The organism is Maricurvus nonylphenolicus (assembly GCF_042854845.1).
Lineage (GTDB): Bacteria > Pseudomonadota > Gammaproteobacteria > Pseudomonadales > Cellvibrionaceae > Maricurvus > Maricurvus nonylphenolicus.
The window spans coordinates 4,097,076-4,117,699 of record NZ_AP031498.1 but is presented as its reverse complement, the minus strand read 5'-3'; the positions used below and the strand labels follow the sequence as shown (position 1 = coordinate 4,117,699).

The 20,624-nt window shown below is 49.7% G+C and carries 17 protein-coding genes; 6 read left to right on the top strand and 11 right to left on the bottom strand.

Annotation, left to right across the window (positions count from 1 at the left end; all coding sequences use genetic code 11):
- The first annotated feature begins 96 nt into the window (after positions 1-96).
- The 4 genes from ACGHZ6_RS17825 to ACGHZ6_RS17810 all read left to right on the top strand — a co-directional run bounded on the left by ACGHZ6_RS17825 (position 97) and on the right by ACGHZ6_RS17810 (position 4,099).
- A complete protein-coding gene (locus ACGHZ6_RS17825) occupies positions 97-525 on the top strand; it encodes a hypothetical protein (protein WP_390615364.1) in 429 nt (142 codons plus the stop codon).
- Between the two features lie 449 nt (positions 526-974).
- Positions 975-2,252 carry an NAD(P)/FAD-dependent oxidoreductase gene (locus tag ACGHZ6_RS17820; RefSeq protein WP_390615363.1) on the top strand — a complete coding sequence of 426 codons (1,278 nt, stop codon included), beginning with the start codon at positions 975-977 and terminating at the stop codon, positions 2,250-2,252.
- 104 nt (positions 2,253-2,356) lie between these two features.
- Complete coding sequence (locus ACGHZ6_RS17815; RefSeq protein ID WP_390615362.1) at positions 2,357-3,619, top strand: M20/M25/M40 family metallo-hydrolase; 1,263 nt, start codon at positions 2,357-2,359, stop codon at positions 3,617-3,619.
- A gap of 90 nt (positions 3,620-3,709) precedes the next feature.
- Positions 3,710-4,099 (top strand): VOC family protein, encoded by a 390-nt coding sequence (locus tag ACGHZ6_RS17810; protein ID WP_390615361.1) that lies wholly within the window; start codon positions 3,710-3,712, stop codon positions 4,097-4,099.
- A gap of 71 nt (positions 4,100-4,170) precedes the next feature.
- Here the strand turns inward: ACGHZ6_RS17810 and ACGHZ6_RS17805 are convergent, their stop codons facing one another.
- Positions 4,171-5,094, bottom strand: a complete 924-nt coding sequence (locus ACGHZ6_RS17805; protein ID WP_390615360.1) for a polysaccharide deacetylase — start codon at positions 5,092-5,094, stop codon at positions 4,171-4,173.
- 313 nt (positions 5,095-5,407) lie between these two features.
- On the opposite strand from ACGHZ6_RS17805, the gene ACGHZ6_RS17800 reads away from it, so the two are divergent.
- Entirely contained in the window at positions 5,408-6,856 is a 1,449-nt protein-coding gene (locus ACGHZ6_RS17800; protein WP_390615359.1) for an amidase, read from the top strand.
- A gap of 168 nt (positions 6,857-7,024) precedes the next feature.
- Positions 7,025-9,364 (top strand): TonB-dependent receptor, encoded by a 2,340-nt coding sequence (locus ACGHZ6_RS17795; protein ID WP_390615358.1) that lies wholly within the window; start codon positions 7,025-7,027, stop codon positions 9,362-9,364.
- Positions 9,365-9,435: 71 nt separating this feature from the next.
- On the opposite strand, the gene ACGHZ6_RS17790 is transcribed toward ACGHZ6_RS17795, so the two are convergent.
- The 10 genes from ACGHZ6_RS17790 to ACGHZ6_RS17745 all read right to left on the bottom strand — a co-directional run bounded on the left by ACGHZ6_RS17790 (position 9,436) and on the right by ACGHZ6_RS17745 (position 20,536).
- A complete protein-coding gene (locus ACGHZ6_RS17790; RefSeq protein ID WP_390615357.1) occupies positions 9,436-10,446 on the bottom strand; it encodes an AraC family transcriptional regulator in 1,011 nt (336 codons plus the stop codon).
- Positions 10,447-10,512: 66 nt separating this feature from the next.
- A complete protein-coding gene (locus ACGHZ6_RS17785) occupies positions 10,513-11,751 on the bottom strand; it encodes an amidohydrolase family protein (RefSeq protein ID WP_390615356.1) in 1,239 nt (412 codons plus the stop codon).
- 130 nt (positions 11,752-11,881) lie between these two features.
- Positions 11,882-12,670, bottom strand: coding sequence for an SDR family oxidoreductase (locus ACGHZ6_RS17780; RefSeq protein ID WP_390615355.1), 789 nt, complete (start codon positions 12,668-12,670; stop codon positions 11,882-11,884).
- Positions 12,663-13,874, bottom strand: a complete 1,212-nt coding sequence (locus ACGHZ6_RS17775; protein ID WP_390615354.1) for an MFS transporter — start codon at positions 13,872-13,874, stop codon at positions 12,663-12,665. Before ACGHZ6_RS17775 ends, ACGHZ6_RS17780 begins: the two co-directional genes overlap by 8 nt.
- The gene (locus tag ACGHZ6_RS17770) at positions 13,875-15,713 is read right to left on the bottom strand and encodes a lyase (protein WP_390615353.1); all 1,839 of its coding nucleotides are present in this window, start codon (positions 15,711-15,713) and stop codon (positions 13,875-13,877) included.
- Positions 15,706-16,713 (bottom strand): NAD-dependent epimerase/dehydratase family protein, encoded by a 1,008-nt coding sequence (locus tag ACGHZ6_RS17765; protein ID WP_390615352.1) that lies wholly within the window; start codon positions 16,711-16,713, stop codon positions 15,706-15,708. The genes ACGHZ6_RS17770 and ACGHZ6_RS17765 overlap by 8 nt, the downstream gene beginning before the upstream one ends.
- Positions 16,710-17,627 (bottom strand): bile acid:sodium symporter family protein, encoded by a 918-nt coding sequence (locus ACGHZ6_RS17760; protein ID WP_390615351.1) that lies wholly within the window; start codon positions 17,625-17,627, stop codon positions 16,710-16,712. The genes ACGHZ6_RS17765 and ACGHZ6_RS17760 overlap by 4 nt, the downstream gene beginning before the upstream one ends.
- Before the next feature lie 130 nt (positions 17,628-17,757).
- Positions 17,758-18,750, bottom strand: coding sequence for an AraC family transcriptional regulator ligand-binding domain-containing protein (locus ACGHZ6_RS17755; protein ID WP_390615350.1), 993 nt, complete (start codon positions 18,748-18,750; stop codon positions 17,758-17,760).
- Position 18,751: 1 nt separating this feature from the next.
- Entirely contained in the window at positions 18,752-19,366 is a 615-nt protein-coding gene (locus ACGHZ6_RS17750; RefSeq protein WP_390615349.1) for a response regulator transcription factor, read from the bottom strand.
- A 15-nt stretch (positions 19,367-19,381) separates the two neighbouring features.
- Positions 19,382-20,536, bottom strand: coding sequence for an ATP-binding protein (locus tag ACGHZ6_RS17745; RefSeq protein WP_390615348.1), 1,155 nt, complete (start codon positions 20,534-20,536; stop codon positions 19,382-19,384).
- Between the last annotated feature and the right edge of the window lie 88 nt (positions 20,537-20,624).

Here is a 20,624-nt window from a genome sequence, read left to right as displayed (position 1 = left end):
ATAACCTTCATGATCATCATGGGGCGTGATCGGATCTTTCTTCAGTAGGGCTACGCCAATAGACTTTTGCAAAGCAATTGGCAAAGGTAGTTCCGCATGCAAACACTCAGTTCACGCATTGTAAAATTCAGTGGTTACAGCAATATTGGCATTGGCCTGCTGCTGGCCTTCGTACCTATTCATCCTTTGCTTGGTTTTGAAATTCCCTGGGTATGGGCTCTGCTGCTCGGTGGCCTGCTGTGTTACACCGCCGCGACCTTGATTGTGGCCAGTAGTGACCTCAAGCGATACGCCAGCATCATGATGCACGAGGCCATGCTGCGATTTTTTGCTGCCGTGTTGCTGATAGGCGCAAGCCTGGTATCCGATGACTACGGTTGGTTAATTTTACTGGCAGGACTGAGTGACGCCTTCTGGGGATTAGTTTATTGCTTGATTGTGCCGGGTATTGCAGGGCGTGGGATCGGAGAGCTGCTACTGAATCGCCCCTTGGTTGATGAGTCGACGCAGTGGAGCCGCACTTGATCGATACGAAACGTTATTGGGAATGTAACAAGGAGTAGAGTGAAAGAATTTTTATTTAGTGGTACGTCAGAGACGTACTCAAGATTATAGTATGACGAAAGGAGTGACGCTGCAGGTGTCACTTTATTATTGAAAATAAAAGGAAGGCCTCCCTTATTAATTAGGCACTTCTAATTCCTCTCCAATCCAAAGCTTGAAACCCCCGCCGTACACCTCGCACAAATAGTTAAAGAAATCTGATTAGACTTGTGTGGCCCCAAATGACCAGAACCTGTCCCGTCTTCCAATGTTCTCCCCAAGGCCTAACTCCTACCATAGCGGTGTACTGAATAGGTTCGCCAGTTTACCGGTACGAGTGAGCTGGTAATGGGGGAAACTGTGTAGAGCCTATTGCCGCAGGTATAGCTGTGGCGAGTACATCAATTGATGATAAACGATAGGCATAAATTATGAGTAACTACGATGCGATCATTGTAGGTGCCCGTGTAGGCGGTGCACCTTTGGCGATGCTGCTGGCACGTGCTGGGCACAAGGTATTGTTGGTGGACAGGGCTGAATTTGGTTCCGACACCATGTCCACGCACTTTATTAAACGTACTGGGGCAAGTCGCCTGGAGCGTTGGGGATTAATCCCTGAGCTGGAGAAAATTGGTACCCCCGCCATTCGCGAGATGAATTTCTACTTGGGAGATAATATTCATCTTAAAGGTGAAGCGCCGCCGCATGATGGTATGGGCACTGACTGGACGCCTCGTCGCTTCTATCTCGATAAGATTTTGGTGAATGCGGCGATCGAGGCTGGTGCAGAAGCTCGTGAAAAATTCACCGTAAAAGAACTGTTGTTTGAAGACGGCCGAGTTGTGGGTATTCGTGGCACCGATGCTACCGGTAAGGAATATATCGATAAGGCGAAAGTTGTTGTTGGTGCCGACGGTGTAAATTCCATGGTGGCCAAGTCGGTTAATGCGCAGATGTATATCGATGCAGGCATTCATACCTGTGGTTATTACGCTTACTACAGCGGCATGCGCGATCGCGATGATGCCGGTGAGCTGTATATGCCGGAAGATGAGCGTCGTTTCTATATTACCTTCCCAACGAACGATAACCTGGATTTGGTCTTCCTGTTCTGGCCCACCGAAATGCAAAAGATTGTGCGTTCGAATACCGAAAAGGCGTTTGCCGAATGCCTGAAACTGGTACCGAAACTGGAAGCTCGGGTGAATAGCGGTCAGCGCGAAACACGCTTTACCGGTACCCCATTATTCTACAACTACTTCCGTCGCGCCCATGGCCCCGGCTGGGCTCTGGTGGGGGATTCTGCCTTGCACCGTGATCCTATCGGCGCTCAAGGTATAACCAATGCTTTTGCCCATGCTGATTTACTGGCCGAAGAATTGATTATGGCGTTGGATGGTAAAAAAGAAATCGACCATGCTTTAGCTGATTACGATCGCCGCCAGTTTGAGCTGCTGAAGATGATGTTTGATTACAACGTCGATCTGGCCATGCTCAAGCCGATGTCTGCAGAAGACAAAGCCATGATGGCTGCTCTGGCTGCTGACCCTGAAGCCGCGGCTATGTTCTTCGGTGTATTTATTGGTTCAACACCATTCCAGGATGCCTTCCCGCCAGAAAAGCTGCGTGAGTTTGCCGAGTCTACAGAGAAGGGCAAGCAGATTGCTGCACAGGCGATGAGAAAAATGGAAGAAGGTGTTCTGGCCTAATTCGCCTGCACAAAAAACCTTCTGTAACCGTGAGTGCCAGTTTTCCTGGTGCTCACGCCAGTCTACTCAAGGCTTAGCCCTTGGGATTTTACCTCGGAGTTACTATGAGCGATGACAAACAAATACTGTTGAAGTGGATTGAAGAAGATCGGGATCGGTTGGTAACCTTCTTCTCGGATTTTATTCGGGCCAAATCTCCTAATCCTCCTGGCGATACCGTTCATGCCGCAGAGACTGCTGAAAAAGTCCTGAAACAAGAAGGCCTAGATTACGAACGTATCGCCCCGCAGGCCAATATGCCCAACATTATTGCGAGCTTTGGTGGCGAAGCCGGAGACGGTAAACATTTAGTACTGAATGGCCATATCGATGTGTTTCCTGCCTCAGGTGATAAAACCCCTGAAGGCCGCGATGCCTTTAGCGGTGATGTGGAAGACGGCTGGGTTTATGGCCGCGGTGCCAGCGATATGAAGGCCGGAACTACGGCGTCATTGTTTACGTACATTTACTTGAATCGTTTGCGTGATCGCCTTAAGGGCCGTCTTAGCTTAACCATGGTGAGTGATGAAGAAACACTGGGGCCATGGGGCGCACAGTACCTGTTAGAGAATCACCCCGATGCGCCGGGTGATTGCTGCCTGAATGGTGAGCCATCCAGTGCACAAACCATCTTGTTCTCTGAGCGTGGCTTTTTGTGGCTGGAATTTACTGTTAAAACCGACGGAGCCCACGGTTCCTTTGGTCATACGCCCTATAAAAATGCGGTAAAACTCTCCACCAAGATTTTTGAAGAATTGGAAGAACTGACCAATCTTCAGGTGGAGGTCCCGGCGGAGATCGCCGACGGTGTGCAAGAATCCAAGGCTATTCTGACGCAATTCTCAGGCGAAGATGCCGCAGAGCGTATTGGCAAGGTACAGCTCAGTATTGGTCGTATCGAAGGTGGTACCAAGGTCAATATGATGCCCAGTAAGTGCGTGTTTGAAGCGGACTTCCGTATTCCTTTGGGACTGACCAAAGCGGAGCTGTTGGCTAAGGTGCATGAGATTGTTGAGAAGTATCCACAGTTGAGCGTGAAGGAAATCAACGGTGCAGATCCCAGCTGGTCAGACCCGAACGATGAAATGATCGATATCATTCGCAGTAACGTGCGCGAACTCAGAGGTTTCGAGCCTGCGCGTATGGTGAGCTTGGGCGCTACCGATTGTCGCCTGTGGCGCTTCAGAGATATTCCCGCTTTCTGTTATGGCCCATCGCCTTCTACCATGGCAACGGTCGATGAGAAACTGGAAATTGAAGACTTCCTGCATACCGTTCGTTCCCACGTATTGTCTGCCTATGACTATTTAACCGCTGACAGAAGTTAATAAGAGTTTTTGTTGATTGTCTCTCTCAGGCAACGTTAGGAGGGTTTTGCCCTCCCTTTTTTTACATGAGTTTTATAAGAAGGTTCTGAAATGATTGGATATATAACCATAGGTGTTAATGACCTGGAAGCCGCGGGTACTTTTTACGATGCGCTGCTGGCTGAAATCGGTGCGGTACGTTTATTCGAAATGGAAACCATGAAGTACTACGGCACGGGTGTGGAGCAAAGCACCATGCTGGCGATTTGTACACCTTACGATAAGCAGGCGCAGCATCCGGGTAATGGCAATATGATTGCCATTCCGGGCGGAACCCGTGAAGGTGTGGATAAGCTCTACGCCAAGGCGCTTGAGTTGGGTGGTACTGATGAAGGGGAGCCGGGTGTGCGTTCTTTTGAAGAAGAGAATATGCCCGTGTTCTACGGTGCCTATGTCCGCGATCTTGATGGTAATAAACTGTGCTTCTTTGAAATGTCGTAAAGGCGTTCAGTTCACCAAAAAGAAAGGCGCCTATAATTGGCGCCTTTTTTATTGCTTTCAGGATAGCGGCTTTATTTAGCCGCAGGTCCTTTAGTTGCAGGTCCTTCGTAAATTTCAGGAATGGGCTTGTCGTAGTAAGGCAATTGATCAACCCTTGGTGTCCAGCTGCCGTCATCAATGCACTTTTGTACATGAGCGGCAATTTCTTCCATGGTGGCAAACCATACGCCGCCGGCTTCCTGCATATCCAGAATCATTTTCTCAATACGTTCGCAGCGTGCTAAACGCCCAGAAATATACGGGTGCCATACCGAAACCCACAGGCCGTTGTTGCGATGCATGGCATGAAACTCCGACATAAATACATTCATGGCCTCATCCGGCGATTTGATGGGCATTAGGTACATGGCATCGGGGACGTGTGCATAGTGCGGGCCATCATCCATACCCCAGTGGGAGGGCAGCTCAATAAGCTGACCGTGATCATTTTTAATCACATAAGGGATGTCATCACCCATCAGGCTGGCGTCGTATGTGAAACCTTTCTCTACCAAAAAGTCGATGGAATGCTGGGAGAAATCGTACATAGGTGCACGCCAGCCGCGTGGGGCTTGGCCGGTCATTTTTTTAATAACGTTGATCTGGCGATCGAGCCAATAAAGCTCTTCCTCTGGGCTAATTTTATTGGGACTTTCGTGCAGGTAGCCGTGGGCGGCAATTTCATGGCCGTCCTTTAGCATCATATCTACCAGGTGTGGGTAGCGCTCCATACACCAGGCGGGATAAAAAAACGTCTGCTTAATCTCGCAGCGTCTATACATTTCCAGAATACGGGGCACGGCCACTTCGTCGTATTTCATCATCGACAGCATGGCAACTTTGCTGGGGGCGGCTTCCCTAAACCCAAGGTGCAGGATGCTGTCGGTATCCATGTCAAAAGTCAGGGCGCAAGCAACCTTGTTGCCGTTTGGCCAGGGTATCGGGTTATCGATCATTGTTGTAAATCCTCAATTGTCAGGCTTATCGATGCAGGCGTGTCGCCCGGAAGGTGTCAGCCCTATAGCCTTTTTAGCGCTGAACCTTCCCGATGTTAGAAAGCAGCGGCCTGATTGAGAATGTGAAGAGGGGTCATTTTTGGGTCATTCCGGGCCGCGTTGTGTCAATTGCAGCCCGCTAAAGCCTGGTAGGAAACGGCCGCAAAGCACTGGCCCTAAATGACATAAAAAAGACCCGTCTTCCCATGGTTTAAATGCGCCCAGACTCGTAATTTTGTGCTTTATAAGCAGCACTAAGACGTACGAGGACGCTATGACACTACCCGATTATGACAGCTCTTATTACAACAGCTATGACGCATTAGGTTTGGCGGGGCTCGTCGAGTCGGGCGAGGTAAGCCCCGCGGAGCTTTTAGAAGAAGCGATTATCCGAACAGAATATGTGAACGGCGAGCTGAATGCAGTTACGGCAACGTACTACGAGCAGGCACGTAAGGCGGCGCAATCACGTTTGCCTCAAGGTCCTTTCCGCGGCGTACCTTTCTTGATTAAAGATGCCGAAGTGCTGATGAAAGATCATGTGACTACCACCGGCAGCGCAAGCTGGGAAGGTGATGTTGCCGATCATGACAGCACCTTGGTTCAGCGTTATAAAAATGCCGGCGTGGTTATTTTCGGCCGCACCAATTGCCCAGAGCTAGCCCTTAAACCGGTGACGGAACCGGAAGCCTATGGGCCGACCCGCAACCCCTGGAATCTTGAGCGCACACCGGGAGGTTCCAGTGGTGGTGCCGCTGCGGCTGTTGCCGCTGGCATTGTCCCTGTGGCCCACGCTACCGATGGTGGTGGTTCAATTCGTATGCCTTCATCCTGCTGCGGTTTGGTTGGACTTAAACCCAGCCGTGGACGCATTCCGCACGGCCCTGATCATATGGAAAGTTGGGGCGGTCAATCCACCGGACATGTGATTAGTCGTAGTGTGCGTGATTCAGCGGCCATGCTGGATGCTACCGCCGGTGCTGATGTGGGCGATTCCTATGCAGCGCCAGAGATTCGCGGCACATTTTTAGACGCCGTTTATCGTTCACCAGGGCAGCTAAAAATTGCTATCAGTCGAGAAAAATGGGGCCCTGGTGATTACAGCCCAGAGGTGCTCGAGGGTCTCGAGAAAACGATTAGCTTATTAGAAGACATGGGCCATATCGTTGAAGAGGCACGACCGGATATTAATGGCGAACTGGCGTCGGCTGCAGGTTTTACCGTTATCAGTGTTAGCGCTGCACTGGCGTTAAAACAGCGCGCCCGTCAATTAGGTTGCGAGGTCGATGCCTTACCCATGGAAGCAGGCACCCGCTCGCTGTTGGAATTTGGCCGCAGTATCAGCAGCCTGGATTATGCCGAGGCTATTCAAACCAATCATGGGCTAGCTCGATCTATCGGCCAGTTTATGCAGCGTTACGATCTGATACTGGCTCCCACCATGGCAACGCCACCCGTACCCATCGGTTACCTCAATGCGGAATCCGACAGTGAATATACCCGTCGGCTGGTGGGTTTTATGGGGGATACCACCTTCTTTAATCAAACCGGTCAGCCTTCCATTTCTCTTCCATTGTATTGGACTGACGATGGCTTGCCCGTAGGCATGATGTTCAGTGCCGCCTATGGCCGAGAAGACGTGCTGTTGAGCCTGGCGGGTCAATTGGAGCAGGCGGTTCCCTGGAAAGATAAAAAGCCGTCTGTCTATGCAGGTAAAAAATAGCAGCAATACTTTCGAATAGTTGAGAGATGGTTTCGAGAGAGTTTCCGTCTTGATCACTATCTGCATCGTTGGAGAGTCAAGATATTTAACGATTTCGATGCAGCAAGCGCAGTGGATGGTATTAAAGCGCCCACTGCATCTTTGGACGTACAAAAAGGTGAAATTATAATGAAATTAAAACACCGCGTTCTTGCATTACCCTTGGCAATTTCTACCTTGATTGGTCAGTCTGTATTGGCAGAAGACTTTCAACTGGAAGAAATTGTGGTAACCGCACAAAAACGTAGTCAAAGTCTGCAGGATGTTCCTATTGCAGTGAAAGCCATGGATACCGATCAGCTTCGGCAGAGCTCCATTACTAATTTGTCTGACTTAAGCCGCGTATCACCGGGTCTGTCGATTTCCAATACCCAGAACTCCGCTTTTACCGCAATCTCGGTGCGCGGTGTTTCTACGGCAACTGTTGGTGTTGGTGCAGAAGCCAGTACGGCTATCTATATTGATGGCGTTTACCAGCGTGATCCTGCATCCATATCCAACCTGTTGGATATTGCCCAGGCAGAAGTGTTGAAAGGCCCACAGGGTACGCTGTTTGGTCGCAATGCTGCCGCCGGTGCTGTGAATATTCAAACTGCTTCACCATCGGAAGAATTTGAAGGTTACCTGTCTGCAACCTATGGCAACGAAAACCTGAAATCGGTTTCCGGAGTTGTAAATATTCCTTTAAGTGAAAACCTGCAGAGCCGCACGAGTTTTATTTCCAAGCAACGTGATGGTTGGCAGAAAGACACTGACAGTGCCAATGCAGATGATCTCTATGAAATCGATAATTATGCCGTGCGTAATCGATTGTTATGGATGCCGACCGACGAGTTATCGGCTGAGTTGATTTTGGATTATGCTAAAGAGAAGGGCACACGCAGTGGCTTTGTAATCGAAGAGGCTGCAGCCGTGGTTCCCGGATTCCCTACTGCCGGCTTTAATCAAACTCATAAAATCAGTGGTGATGAAGCCAGCGTCAGTGGCGTGATTATGGAGAACGGTGTGCCGGTTCCCTTTAATGCCGATATTAATTCCGAGTCGGTTGGTGCGGCAGTATTGATAGACTGGGAGTTGAACGAAGATCTTACGTTAACGTCGATTACGTCTTATCGTGATACCGATCGTCTCACGCCTGTATCTGGTGGTGGTTTGTTCTCCTTTGCACCTGGTGCTTTGCCCTATCTGTCGGGTTATGTCGGTACCATGGATAACGGTTACGAGACCTTTAACCAGGAATTACGCCTCAGTGGTCTGACCAACGGTATCGACTGGTTTGTCGGTGTGAATTACTTCAAAGATACCAGTACCCAAAGCATGGCATTGGCTCTACCTCTGTTTATGGGGCCGCCAGCATTTACTACTGGTGAATTAGGTGATGCGCGCCTGGAAGCGGAAGCTGAAATTGAAAGCTATGCTATTTTTGGCGATGTGATTTTTCCTTTGTCGGATACGCTTAACCTGACGGTAGGTGCCCGCTACTCCTCGGACGAAAAAGAAATCAAGTGGGATGATGTCGCACAAAAAGCGCCGAATACTTTTTATCCGCAAGTCACCAACGGCATTATTACTACGACCGGGGATGCGGCAAAAGCCAAGGATGACTGGAGCAATGTGTCTGGCCGTATCGTCTTGGATTATCAATTAAACGACGACACCATGGTATACGGTAGCGTCAGCCAGGGTTATAAGGCCGGTGGTTTCAACACCGAGTTAACCATTACCTCTGACCCCAATGAAGCTTTCGATCCGGAAATAAGCACCAGCTATGAGTTGGGTCTGAAAACCATGGCCTTTGATGGACGTGTGCAAGCTAACGCAGCCATGTTTTTCAACAAGTATAGCGACTACCAGTTCCAGGCTGCGCCTCCGGGTGAAATCGCTGCCAAGAACCTGGTGGCTGATGCCGAAGTGCAAGGTATGGAGTTAGGTGTGCTCTGGCGAGCATTGGAATCACTGACCGTATCGCTCGATCTCAGTTATCTGGATGCAGAATTTGTTGAAACTGTGTCCGTAACCGGAGTAGGGGGCACAGCCAATGCCGTGAATGACGGTCAGGATATGCTGCGTGCACCTGAGTGGTCTGCGCAACTGGGTGTGGATTACTCCGTGATGTTGGCAGACCTGGGCGAAGTCCGTGTTAATGCCAGCTACTTCTACTCAGATACCTATCGTTTGAATAACGCCTCGGTTGAATTGGTGGAGGCCGGTGGCAGCGCGATTGACTTCAGTGAGCGAGATTTTCAATCCGGCAGTTACGGCTTGTTGAATATGCGTGTTAGCTATCTGACTCCTGAGGAAGATTGGGAAGTGTCGCTGTGGGGAACAAACCTGACCGATGAGAGTTATCGCGATTATGACTGGATTATTGCGTCAAATGCGGTGTATGGCGTAGCCGGAGCATCGACACGCGCATACCAGCGCAACGAACCGCGTATGTACGGGGTTGATGTACGCTTTAACTTTTAGCGTCGTTCTTGTGTAAAAGCAGTTTAGATATTAGTTCTCTCTGTTGCTTGCCGGGCCTTTGCCCGGCTTTTTTATTCTTCGCGTATACGGCGGCGATAATGGGCGGGGGATTCGCTGGTCCAGGCTCTAAAGGCACGGCTGAAGTTGGAGGTATCGCCGTAGCCCAAGAGGTCGGCAATTTCGTCCATAGTGAAATCGGTAGATTCCAGGTAATCCAGCGCCAGGCTTTTACGAAAGTCGGCCACGACATCCCGATAGGTTGTACCTTCATCGCTGAGTTTACGTCGCAGTGTACGCGGAGCCATACCAATACTTTTGGCAATCGCTTCAATGCCAAAGTCACGTCCGGCACGCACCAGATGACTGCGCACCCGTTCAACCGTATTACCGCCAGCCCCCAAGCGCATCAGAATCGCTTTGCAGCGTTCTTCGCAGATTTGCACCATTTCGGCGTTGGGCATATTGGAAGGCGTTGACAGGTATTGTTTGGATAAACGAATTGTCAGAGTATCTGCACTAAAGTAGATAGGGCAATCGAACAAGGCTTCGTATTGCTTGCGGTGCGCTGGTGCAGGGTAGTCAATGCTGATATCAATAGGGCGCAAGGATAACGGATTGCTCGATCCTCGAGGGGCAAGCATCGCCAGAATTTCTTCCACCGCCACCTGATGTACTTCGGGGCCCAGGGGCAAGCGGTCGGGAATTGTGAGGCTGACGATATCCGATGCATCATTGATAATCATATCAAACATAATGCCGCGAATTTTTGCATACTGGGACACTAAACGCAGACTATCACCAATACTTTCTGCACATAGCAACGCATGCCCTAACACGCCGTGATGTTGGGGTTGGTATCTGGCTCCCAAGCGTAAGCCTATACCGGGTTTAGAAGAGATGTTAATCGCGTTTTGATACACCTTCAGCATCTGCGCATAAGAGATTAGCGCATCAGCCTCACTGAGCTGGTGCTCGGAGATATCGCTACCGCGCAGCACTTCTCGTGCAGAAACATTTTCCTCGGAGACGATTAAATCAACGAGTTCGGCAACGTAAAAGATAGGGACAATTGATTTATTCACAAAGGCCAAGTTATCAAGCTTGGCCTTAAATGACAAGTTACAATAGGGTAATAATATCGAGTGTCATCAGAGTCTAAATAGTTGCTCTGCATTGCGATGATAGATCTTTTCTTTATCTTCATCGCTTATCGGTGCTTCATCCAACACCCTAACCGGATTTCTGCCGTCTTCCATGGGGTGGTCAATGGCAAACATTATCCGATCCGGACCAACAACAGAATGGGCCAGCATTAAGGCTGGCTCAAAATCCATGCCGCTGGTGGTAATAAAGAAATTCTCTTTCAGGTAATCGCTGGGCTTTTTCTTCAGCTTACGCAGCTTTTTTCCCGGCCCGGTTTGAATAAAGGCTGTGCGGTTATCCACACGATCTATCCACAGGGGCAAGCCTTCACCCATATGGCCGAGTACAACGGTTAAATCCGGGTAATCATCAAATACACCGCTTAAAATCAAACGCAGTGCGTGCAAACCTGTTTCCACACTGAAACCGTAGGTGGCAGCAGCCAAGCCGGAATACTTGGTAAAGGGTTCAAGCATTTGTGGCGCAGGGGTGCGAGGATGAAGATAAATAGGAACCTTCAGTTCATTGGCTTTGGCAAGGATGGGGCGGAATTTTTCCTCATCCAGGTATTCACCTTTGGTGTGGGAATTAATAATGGCACCTTTAAGGCCTAACTGGCGGATGGCTCGATCCAGTTCCTGTGCGGCACTGTCTGGATCTTGCGGAGCGATAGCGGCCAAACCGGAAAAGCGCTCGGGGTGTTTGGCAATCGCGGCGGCGAGCTGGTCGTTAGCCTGCCTGGCCAGTGGCGTTGCCAGCTCAGCGTTAAAGACTTGAACACCGGGAGAGGCCAGGGAAATAACCTGCATGGCTACACCGGTTTCATCCATAATACGAATACGGTCTTCGTCCAAATCGAACAGCCTGCCTATGGACGTGACTGAACTTTCACTGCCAGTAGCCTCAACGGAAGAGCTGATAAAGTCGGCCAGTCCGGCGGTGTTTTCACCACCGATAACGGAGGAAAGTCCGGCAATCATATCGCCGGGTTTACCTAATGCGGTTTCCCAGAAATGCGAAAAGCCGGGTTCAGCTTCAGGGTTATTGGCCAGCAGCTCCAAGTGCGCGCCAAAAATCTCTTTGGTGATAAAGGCTTCTTCTGTGGCTATACGCTTGAAGTTACGGGGAGTATGGGGCGTCACGCTGCTACTGGCGGCCAGGGGCATGGCGGTAAAGGGAGTGGAGCTAAGAGCGGCGGCCCCGAGAAGGGTAGAGCGAAGCATATCGCGACGTGAAAGGGTCATGGTCAGTTCCTGCATATCCTGCCAAAGAGTGACACCAGTATTCTTTCTGGTGCCGGATTATCATTTTTATATAAATCTACCTAAAAATGAGAGTTTGGTCAAATATGAGGCTTTTATTCTTGGTGAGTAGCTACTGAAACTCTTTCTTCGCTCCTTTTGTCATAACTTTTCGATATAAACCGGGTACTAGTGCATTGAGCCAATAGGCAATACGGGAAACGCTACCCAGTTGTAATGCTGCCTGGTTATTCTCAGCAGCCTTCAGAATCTTGCTCGCAGCTACTTCAGGCTTTATCTGTTCGCCATTCGTGCTCTTCTTAATTGCACCAGGAGAGGATTCACCCGCATTAACCTGGGCCTGCAATTCCGGGCGGGTTTTGATAAAGGAAGGCCTAACAATTAACACATTGATATCGTTATCTGCCAGTTCGCTTGCCAGGGATTGAAAAAAACCTTCCATCGCGTGCTTGCTGGCCGCATAGGCACTGCGCCCATATAAGGGGGCAAAACCGGCAACGCTGGATAGTGCAATAATCTGGCCCTGAGTTTCCGTTAAATAGGGCAGGGCCAGGCGAGTTATATTAACGCTGCCGGTGAAGTTCACTGTCATGATTTTTTCAAACAGGGCTTCGTCGGTATCCACAAAGCGGCTCATATGAGTGATGCCGGCGTTGTTAATCAGGATGTCGATTTTGCCAAACTGGTTGACGATTTTATCCAGCGCAAACTCAATCGTAGAAATATCGGTAATGTCGGTTTTTATGGGCAGCATATTGTCAGTGTTTTCCAACATACTGATGTCCAGATCCAAAGCTGCTACCTTGGCACCTTGAGCGATAAGCTGTTGGCTTAAGGTCTGACCTAAACCGCCGGCACCACCGGTAATCACAACCACTTTATCCTGAAAATAATCACCCATGTTGATAGGTCTCCAAGCGACGAATGGGTTTAAGGAAAATCAAACAGCACACCAGGCTGAGCACAATAAATCCGCTGCAGATTTTTAGTGCTGTGGGAATATCGAATACTTGTGCTAACAAACCTGCGCCCACGCCACTGGCGGCTGGAATTACCTGACCGACTATGGTGTAAAAACTCATAATGCGGCCGCGGTGTTCATCCGGTGAGTAGTGCTGCAGACCAGCTACCAGATAACTGATGGCAATACCGCCGCACATTGATGAGATGATCAGGACGGCCACTGAGCGATAGAGGTTGGATTCCATGCCCAGGTAAACAATACCTGCAGCGGCAATCAGGATGGTAAACATCATCTGTAAACCCAGCTTGCCGGTATTCTTTAATACCATGGCCAGTAAGCCACCGAGTATTAATGAAAAGGCCACCAGGCTTAGGTAGTTGCCCTGGGCGGTTTCATCGAGCTGCAAGTTTTGCTCGGCAATGGTGGGTAACAGGACTTGCATAGGCCCCATTAACAGGTAAGCAATAGCCGCTAACAGCAGCAACTGTTTTACCAAAACGGTATCACGTACAAATGCCAGGCTGTTTTTAATTTCAATGAAGGCCTTGTCGGCGGCTTTGGCATTAAACTGGAAACGCAGTGGCAGCAGTAGTAATGTGGATAACATCAGTAGTGCGACGGCAGTTACCAGTACGCCATCCCAGCCCCAGGTGACTTTAACCTGTTTCAACAGCATGGGCGCCAAGCCAAAACCGGTCATTACCATTAGATTTAAGGCAATGGTTGCTCCAGCCAACTTGGTTGGCGATACATAAAAAGGCAAGGTGGCAAAACGTGCGGGGGCTACAAATGACCAGGCCACACCGGAGAAAAAGGCCGCCAGCAGTAACAGTGCCGGTTGCCATTCAGCGGTAAACTGTAGCAATAGATAGATCAGTATTAAGCTGATGAAATAGCTGTTTTGTGCCAGCAGAATAACCCGCCGTGGCGAGTAGCGATCACAGTAGACCCCTGCTAGCCATCCAAGGATCAGCGGTGGCCCAAAGCAAAGCCCATAACCGATACCAGCCAGAGAATGGGATTCGAATTTCTCCAGGGCAATAAAGATAATGCTGTAGTTCACCATATGCCCCGCCAGGAATGCTAACAGGCAAGACAATAAAAACGTGGGTAGCGCTAGACGGCTCATCGAAGCAGACATTTAGTTGGCCTCTGCTGCAACCACGTTGGGCTGTGTATCCTTACCTTCCTGGTAGTTTGGCTGGATATGGATCAGTGTCGGTTGAGCGTCTTCTATATGCCAGCTTGGGAAACTGGCACTGGTGGTATACACATCCCCCTGTGGAGTGATTTCTACATCACGGGTAAAGGTCACCCGTTTGGGTAAGGGGTAGTGAGACCAGTGATCCTGATCAATGTCATAGCTATAAAGTGCGTCGGAGGTGTTACCGTTAACCCAGACAATATCGCGCTTACGATCCACATTCAGCGAGTAAGGCGTTTCACTGCCCAAGGGTTGTACCGGTAGTGGGAAGTTGTGAAAGGTTTCCGTTTTCGGATCAAATTTCACCACCATGGATTCCGGGAAGGCGGCTATCCACAGGTTGCCTTTGGAATCGCTGCGCAAACGGCGCGGCCCTACAAACGGCGTCTCATACATGCTCACTTCAAGGGTTTTAGCATCGATTTTGCCGATGGAATCCGCATGCAAGCGGGCAAACCAGATGTCGCCGTTGGGGGTAATTTCAATACCGTAGGGTAGCGGGACACCGGTTGATTGCTCATCGATAGAGAACCAGTTAGCCAGCGGGATACCCCAGTCCATTAACTTTAAAATAATGCCCATAGAGCCTACGGTTAATTCTTCCCGCTTGCTACGAGCTGGCAAGTCAAACATCTGAAAGCTCTTATCCTGGCGGTTAAACATGGCCACTTGGTTGGACAGTGCCATGGTAAACCAGACACGATCCTGGGCATCGATACGCACGGTATGCGGGTAATAACCTTCGTCCATGTGGTGGTTAATAAATTCCTTGGTTACCGGATCGAATTCCACCAGGCGTTGCTGGTAGGAGGTGGTAATAAAGATATGGCCATCTTTTGGTGATTCAGCAAAGGAGTGAATACCGGCAAAGGTTTCATGCTTGGGGAAAGACTCAAGGCGTTTACCCATTAAACCGCCATGTTTGTCATGGTTTTCACGCTTCAACTTGTAAATGACAAACTTGCCAGTGTTAGGATCAATTTCGTAGAGGCGATCTTGCAGGTTATCGCCGACATATATCAGGCCGTTAGAGTGCACCAGCAAATCGTGCATTTGTGAAAAGGCATCACCAATGGGCCATTCCGTAACCCGGGTTTGTTGCAGATGAGGTGCCCAAGGTGTTCCGGCGGGAATTATTTCAGGGTTGCTATACAGACGACTGTATTCTTCAAACAATAGCTGCGGTAGTTGTTCCTGAGCCTGGTCGTGCAAGCGCGATCCGTAACCCACCATGCGGTAAATCACATCTTGCCAGTTTTCCTGTGGCCGTGGGCGACGGAAAAAATGAGAGCCCTGTTGGTGACAGAAGCCACACTGCATGATGTAGTGCTTTTTAAGTTCAGGATCATTGTCGAGTGACATCTCTGCCAGCCAGGTATTCGCAGGGCGCGATTCTGCCAGTGCTAGCGGATCAGTAATAGTTTCTAAAGTGGCTTGTTGATCCTGGCCTGCCTTCAGTTCAAAAGTGACATCCTGATAGTCGGGTTTGCGTAACCGAATACGTACATCTCTGTCTGGGTAGGTTGAAAAACTCACCTGGCCGCTATCATCGGTAAACAAGGTATAAGCAGCATCGGTAAAGTGCTCTTTACGCTCAGGTGGGTAGCCCATATCAGAGGTATCCAATGTATGGCCCACTAGCGGTGCCTGTAACACCATCACGTTGGATAGTGGTTCACCCTTGGCATCAACTACGGTAATGGTGTTAGCAATAGAGGTGAGTGGTAACAGTAAACACGTCATACCACCGATAATCGTTTGACGAATATTACGCATGGCTGTTTTCCTGAATAGCTGAAGATGGCAATGGTGAGGAGGTATTCTGTTGAGATGCTAAAAATGCATCCAGCGTCTGACGAGAGTTGTAACGCGGTTGATGTTGAAAGTGACGCTTAAGCTTTTCATTAGAGAGTACAGGGCGGAATTTAATAAACTTGACCTGTTCCGGGCCGTACTGACTTAAACCCAGTGGTTTGGCAATGGCCAATACACCCTGTACCAACCAGGCCGGCAGGGCGATATAGCGTTTTTGCAGGTAATCGGCAATTTCTTTCATACTCATGGTGCCATCACCGGCAATATTAAATTGCCCGGTAATATTGCTCTGTGCGCCCTCGATCAGATAATCCACAACATCTTCCGACCAGATAAAGTTAAAGGGGCCGGGGTAACCCATAAGGCCCGTGATGGCTTTTTGTTGAAACAAATTAACCACAGGACCTTCAAAATCTGGACCGAGAATAGCGCCGGGGCGGAAAACGATTTGTTCCAGCTCAGGGTGAATACCGCGGTAGCGTCGCATAAGCACTTCGACGGCGGCTTTGTGGGCTGAATAGAAATAATCCGCGTTGCCACTGGTGGGACGTTGCTCGGTAATAATCTCTTTGTTGCTCGGGTAGTAACCGTAAGCGGCACCACTGGTTGTGACGATTATTTTACTCACCTTGGCGGTTATGCAGGCTGCCAGTAATCGTTCCGTGCCAACCACATCTATTTCATAAGCTGTTTCACGCGGCATACGTTCAGAAATTTGCAGAATAGATGCCAAGTGTATAACCACATCGGGTTTACGCTCGATCACCCAGTCAGTAAATGTATTATCGCGGATGTCCAGTGACAGGTATTCCAGGCGCAATGCGTTTTGTTCCGGCTGCGACTGGAATGGATTGGGTTTTACATCCGTGGCAAATATATGATGCTCGGTTTCAGCCAGCAGTTTCTCTACCAGTTGGCGACCAACACAGCCGGCAGCGCCGGTAATTAATATCTTCTTCATGACGCTTTTACTTCTACTGTTGGCTGGGCATTACCCCAGCGGCTAAAAAACAAGACGATCAGTAATCCGGAGGCGATATGCCAGGTTCCCCAAAAGGCACTGACCAATGCCATACCGGCCTCGCCGTGAAATTGGCTAAAGACAATGGCGATGGCCAGTGAGGAGTTTTGCATGCCGACCTCAATGGTGGTGGCCTTAATATCGCGAACACCCAGACCGGCATATTTACCCGCCAGGAATCCCAGTAAATAAGCCAGGCCGTTGTGGATAAGTACCACGATAAAAATCAGTTCGAAGTTGGATAAAAAGGCGCGATAGTTTTGGAAAATTGCTACTGCGATAAAAACAAATAACGCCAGGGTGCTGGTCACCTTGAGCAGTTTATGCAGCACATTGGCCAGTGCAGGGCGATAGTGTTGTATTAATAATCCACTTGCCAGTGGCACGGCCAAGACCCATAACAGGTTGGTAAATAATGAACTGGTACTGACTTCTATTGATTGAATTAATGCAGCAGTGTCGGGGTTAACCTGAGACCAGAAAATAAAATTCAGTGGCAGCATGATCGTTGCCAGGGCACTGGCAGCTGCAGTCATGGAAATGGACAATGCGGTATTGCCCTTGGCCAGATGGGTCACAAAATTTGAGATGGCCCCACCGGGGCAGGCGGCTACCAGAATCATGCCCAGTTCGATACCGGCGTCCAAATCCAATAGCAGGGTCAGGCCGGTGGTAATGGCGGGTAGGGCAACAAATTGCGCGCAAAGGCCTGCGAGAATGGCCTTGGGCATTTTGGCGATGGCTTTAAAGTCTCGCCAGTGAATATCCAGTGCCACACCTAAAATCATGCTGGCCAGCACGATATTCAGTATCCATTGGCTACTGGCGTTGTAATAGACCTCTCCGATTTCCATAACCCGGCTCTTTCACTATATTTCTGTCGTACTCTAATATAGTCAAAGGCCTAAATAGTGACTCACCACGCCATATGGGCTCGGCTGGTGTGGCGTCCTGGGTCAATGTGGGGAAACCTAAGGATGGGAGCTAGGGGGACAGCTGCTCTCGGTATTGCTTGGGGGTTTGCCCGGTCCAGCGCTTAAAAGCCCGTTGGAAGGCACTTTGTTCGGAAAAACCCAGCATCTGGCTGATATAGATAGCCTTGGTATCGGTATCTGTTAGATAACGTATCGCCAGATCCTGACGAATCGAATCCACCAGCCCAGAAAAACTCAGTTCATGTTCGGCGAGTTTACGCTGCAGTGTGCGCACACTCATGTGCAAGCTGCTGGCAGCATCATTGATATCAGGCACACCTAGAGGCAGCTGATTACTGATAAACTGGGTGATGGTTTCGATGGGCAGTTGCTCAACCAGTTTACTGATTTGTTGCTCGGCCTGTTCGCACAGCAGTCGATGAATATCCTGATTACTTTTGCCTAATGGAACATCCAAGACCGCTTTATTGATCAGTATGCCATTAAAGTCGTGGCCAAACTGCAGATCACAATCGAAGTATCGTTGATACTTTTCTATATCGCCTTGGCAACCATGGGAAAAGTACACCGCATCAACGTGTGTGGGCTCAATAGCCAGTTTGCGGGACAGGGCAATCCAGCCGGTCAGGATTTCCTCTGCGGTGTGGTGGCTACAGGGGTAGGAGGGAATCCAGCGTAGTAACAGTTGTTCGCCCTGTGGCTCAGTAGTCGGCGTGCCAAGGTTACCTACCAACGATTGGTACTTTCTTTGACTACCCTGCGCTTCGGCAAGGGTTGATGCTGTGTAGGCGATATACCCCAACACTCCCCAGCGATCGGGCTCTATATCCTGGCCAAATTCAAATCCCAACATGGGGTTGTTGAGCTGTTTTTCGCCCAGCTCAAACAATTGGTCGTAGACGCTGGTGGGCATCAATTGCCCGGTTTGGCACAGCTGTTCTTCAGACACATTAATCGTGCTGAGCAGTTGCTGTCTATCCATACCTCGGGCGGAAAGATAGTTCACCAGTGAGCGCACGGCGTCTAAAGCAATACTTGCCATATTATTGCAGCGCCTCTTCCAAATAAGGCACTAGCCCCATCAGGTCTGCCAGGCGTTTGGCTTGCATCTTTTTCATCACCCGGCAGCGGTGGATTTCCACGGTTTTAATACTGATATCCAGTGACTCGGCAATTTCGCGGTTAGCCAGGCCTTGAATTACCTGCTTGGCCACATCTTTCTCGCGCTTGCTGAGTTGTTCCCAGCAGTCTTTAACCTGCTGACTTTTATTGGCTTCGGCAAAGATGGTGGGGCTGCGATTTAATGTTTCGGCGACTAAACTGAGTAGCGCTTCGTCATCAAAGGGTTTCTCAATAAAATCGACGGCGTGATTTTTCATGGCTTGTACAGCCATAGCCACATCACCGTGACCTGTGATCATAATCACCGGAATGGCATAACCCCGTTGATTGAGTTCCTGTTGCAGGGCCAAGCCGCTCATCCCCGCCATACGCACATCCAATAACAGGCAGCCTGCTTGTTGCTGGTATTGTTGTAAAAACACTTCGGCGTTTTCAAAACTGATGACGGTGTGGCCTGCGCCTTCCAGCAGCCAGGTGAGTGATTCGCGGAAGTCCTGATCGTCATCAACAATAAATACGGTTTGTGCTGATTGCATATTTGGTTGTCGTCTTTAGTGATGCAGAGGTAACTTTATCGTAAATTCGGTCGTGTTTTCACCGTCGGAGTCGACATTAATCTGGCCTCCGTGGGTTTCAATAATCGACCGTGAAATGGACAGCCCCATTCCCAAACCGTCGGCTTTTGAGGTGGCATAGGGCTCAAACAGCGTCGATTGTATGTCCTCCGTTATGCCGCCGGCAAAATCCTTCACGGTGAGCAACAAATAATCCTGATCGATGGATAACGTCAGCAAAATGATTTTATTTAACGGTGCTCGAGGTTTCTGCCGGGACTGGTAAGCCTCGATGGCATTCTTTAACAGGTTAACCAGTACTTGCTCGATTTGTATGCGATCGGCTTCAACAACCAATTCAGAACTGTCGGTATTTTCTACAGAGACCGTGACTTCAATGGAGTTTTCAAACAGCTCGTGCTGCATAAAGTGAATAACATCATCGCACAGCTCTTTGAGGTTAATGGGCGCACGCTGGAAAGAGGTCTTTTTCACCAGCCCGCGCAGGCGTTTAACTATCTCTGCGGCCCGCTGAGCCTGTTTGGCAATGGATTCCAAAACGGATTGCAACTTATCACGGGGGATTTCTCCATCGCGCTGTAACAAGCGCAGAGCGCCATTGGCATAGTTGAGTGTGGTGGCCAGCGGTTGATTGATTTCATGGGCCAGACCACTGGCCATTTCCCCCAGGCTTAACAGGCGCGACATATGGGCCAGTTGCGCTTGTTGTTCACGCAGGGCTTGCTCAGCTTCAATCTGTGGGGTGATATCGCGGGTGACCGAAATAATCTCTTTTAGCTCGCCGGTGTCATTATCGCGGATGGAACGGTGAGTACTCTCAACCCACTGGTATTCACCGTTTTTCATCAGATGCCGGTAGCGGAAGGTGCGAATGCCCTGGCGGTAGATGGCCGGAATCAACTTTTTCTGCATAGCCTCGGCATCTTCCGGGTGAAAGAAGTCATAGGCCGAGCGGCCCATGACTTCTTCCTGGGTAAAACCGCTGAGGGACTCAATGGCAGGGCTGGCGGCGGTATAGGCCCAGTCTCCCGGCCTGTGGGACGAAATCAGTTCACCGGAGTGCTCTACCAGGAATCGATAGCGCTCCTTGTCCAGCTCCAGACTGCCTGCAGATTCGGGGTTTTTAGCCATACTTAGGGTCTATTTATCGGGGATCAAACCATTCAAATAGGTATTTACCCCTAGATTATAACGCAATTACCCCTTGATTCCCGGTTGC

Coding starts and splice junctions, on each gene's coding strand:
- ACGHZ6_RS17825 (WP_390615364.1), top strand. CDS start 97: ATGCAAACACTCAGTTCACGCATTGTAAAATTCAGTGGTTACAGCAAT.
- ACGHZ6_RS17820 (WP_390615363.1), top strand. CDS start 975: ATGAGTAACTACGATGCGATCATTGTAGGTGCCCGTGTAGGCGGTGCA.
- ACGHZ6_RS17815 (WP_390615362.1), top strand. CDS start 2,357: ATGAGCGATGACAAACAAATACTGTTGAAGTGGATTGAAGAAGATCGG.
- ACGHZ6_RS17810 (WP_390615361.1), top strand. CDS start 3,710: ATGATTGGATATATAACCATAGGTGTTAATGACCTGGAAGCCGCGGGT.
- ACGHZ6_RS17805 (WP_390615360.1), bottom strand. CDS start 5,094: ATGATCGATAACCCGATACCCTGGCCAAACGGCAACAAGGTTGCTTGC.
- ACGHZ6_RS17800 (WP_390615359.1), top strand. CDS start 5,408: ATGACACTACCCGATTATGACAGCTCTTATTACAACAGCTATGACGCA.
- ACGHZ6_RS17795 (WP_390615358.1), top strand. CDS start 7,025: ATGAAATTAAAACACCGCGTTCTTGCATTACCCTTGGCAATTTCTACC.
- ACGHZ6_RS17785 (WP_390615356.1), bottom strand. CDS start 11,751: ATGACCCTTTCACGTCGCGATATGCTTCGCTCTACCCTTCTCGGGGCC.
- ACGHZ6_RS17780 (WP_390615355.1), bottom strand. CDS start 12,670: ATGGGTGATTATTTTCAGGATAAAGTGGTTGTGATTACCGGTGGTGCC.
- ACGHZ6_RS17775 (WP_390615354.1), bottom strand. CDS start 13,874: ATGTCTGCTTCGATGAGCCGTCTAGCGCTACCCACGTTTTTATTGTCT.
- ACGHZ6_RS17770 (WP_390615353.1), bottom strand. CDS start 15,713: ATGCGTAATATTCGTCAAACGATTATCGGTGGTATGACGTGTTTACTG.
- ACGHZ6_RS17765 (WP_390615352.1), bottom strand. CDS start 16,713: ATGAAGAAGATATTAATTACCGGCGCTGCCGGCTGTGTTGGTCGCCAA.
- ACGHZ6_RS17760 (WP_390615351.1), bottom strand. CDS start 17,627: ATGGAAATCGGAGAGGTCTATTACAACGCCAGTAGCCAATGGATACTG.
- ACGHZ6_RS17755 (WP_390615350.1), bottom strand. CDS start 18,750: ATGGCAAGTATTGCTTTAGACGCCGTGCGCTCACTGGTGAACTATCTT.
- ACGHZ6_RS17750 (WP_390615349.1), bottom strand. CDS start 19,366: ATGCAATCAGCACAAACCGTATTTATTGTTGATGACGATCAGGACTTC.
- ACGHZ6_RS17745 (WP_390615348.1), bottom strand. CDS start 20,536: ATGGCTAAAAACCCCGAATCTGCAGGCAGTCTGGAGCTGGACAAGGAG.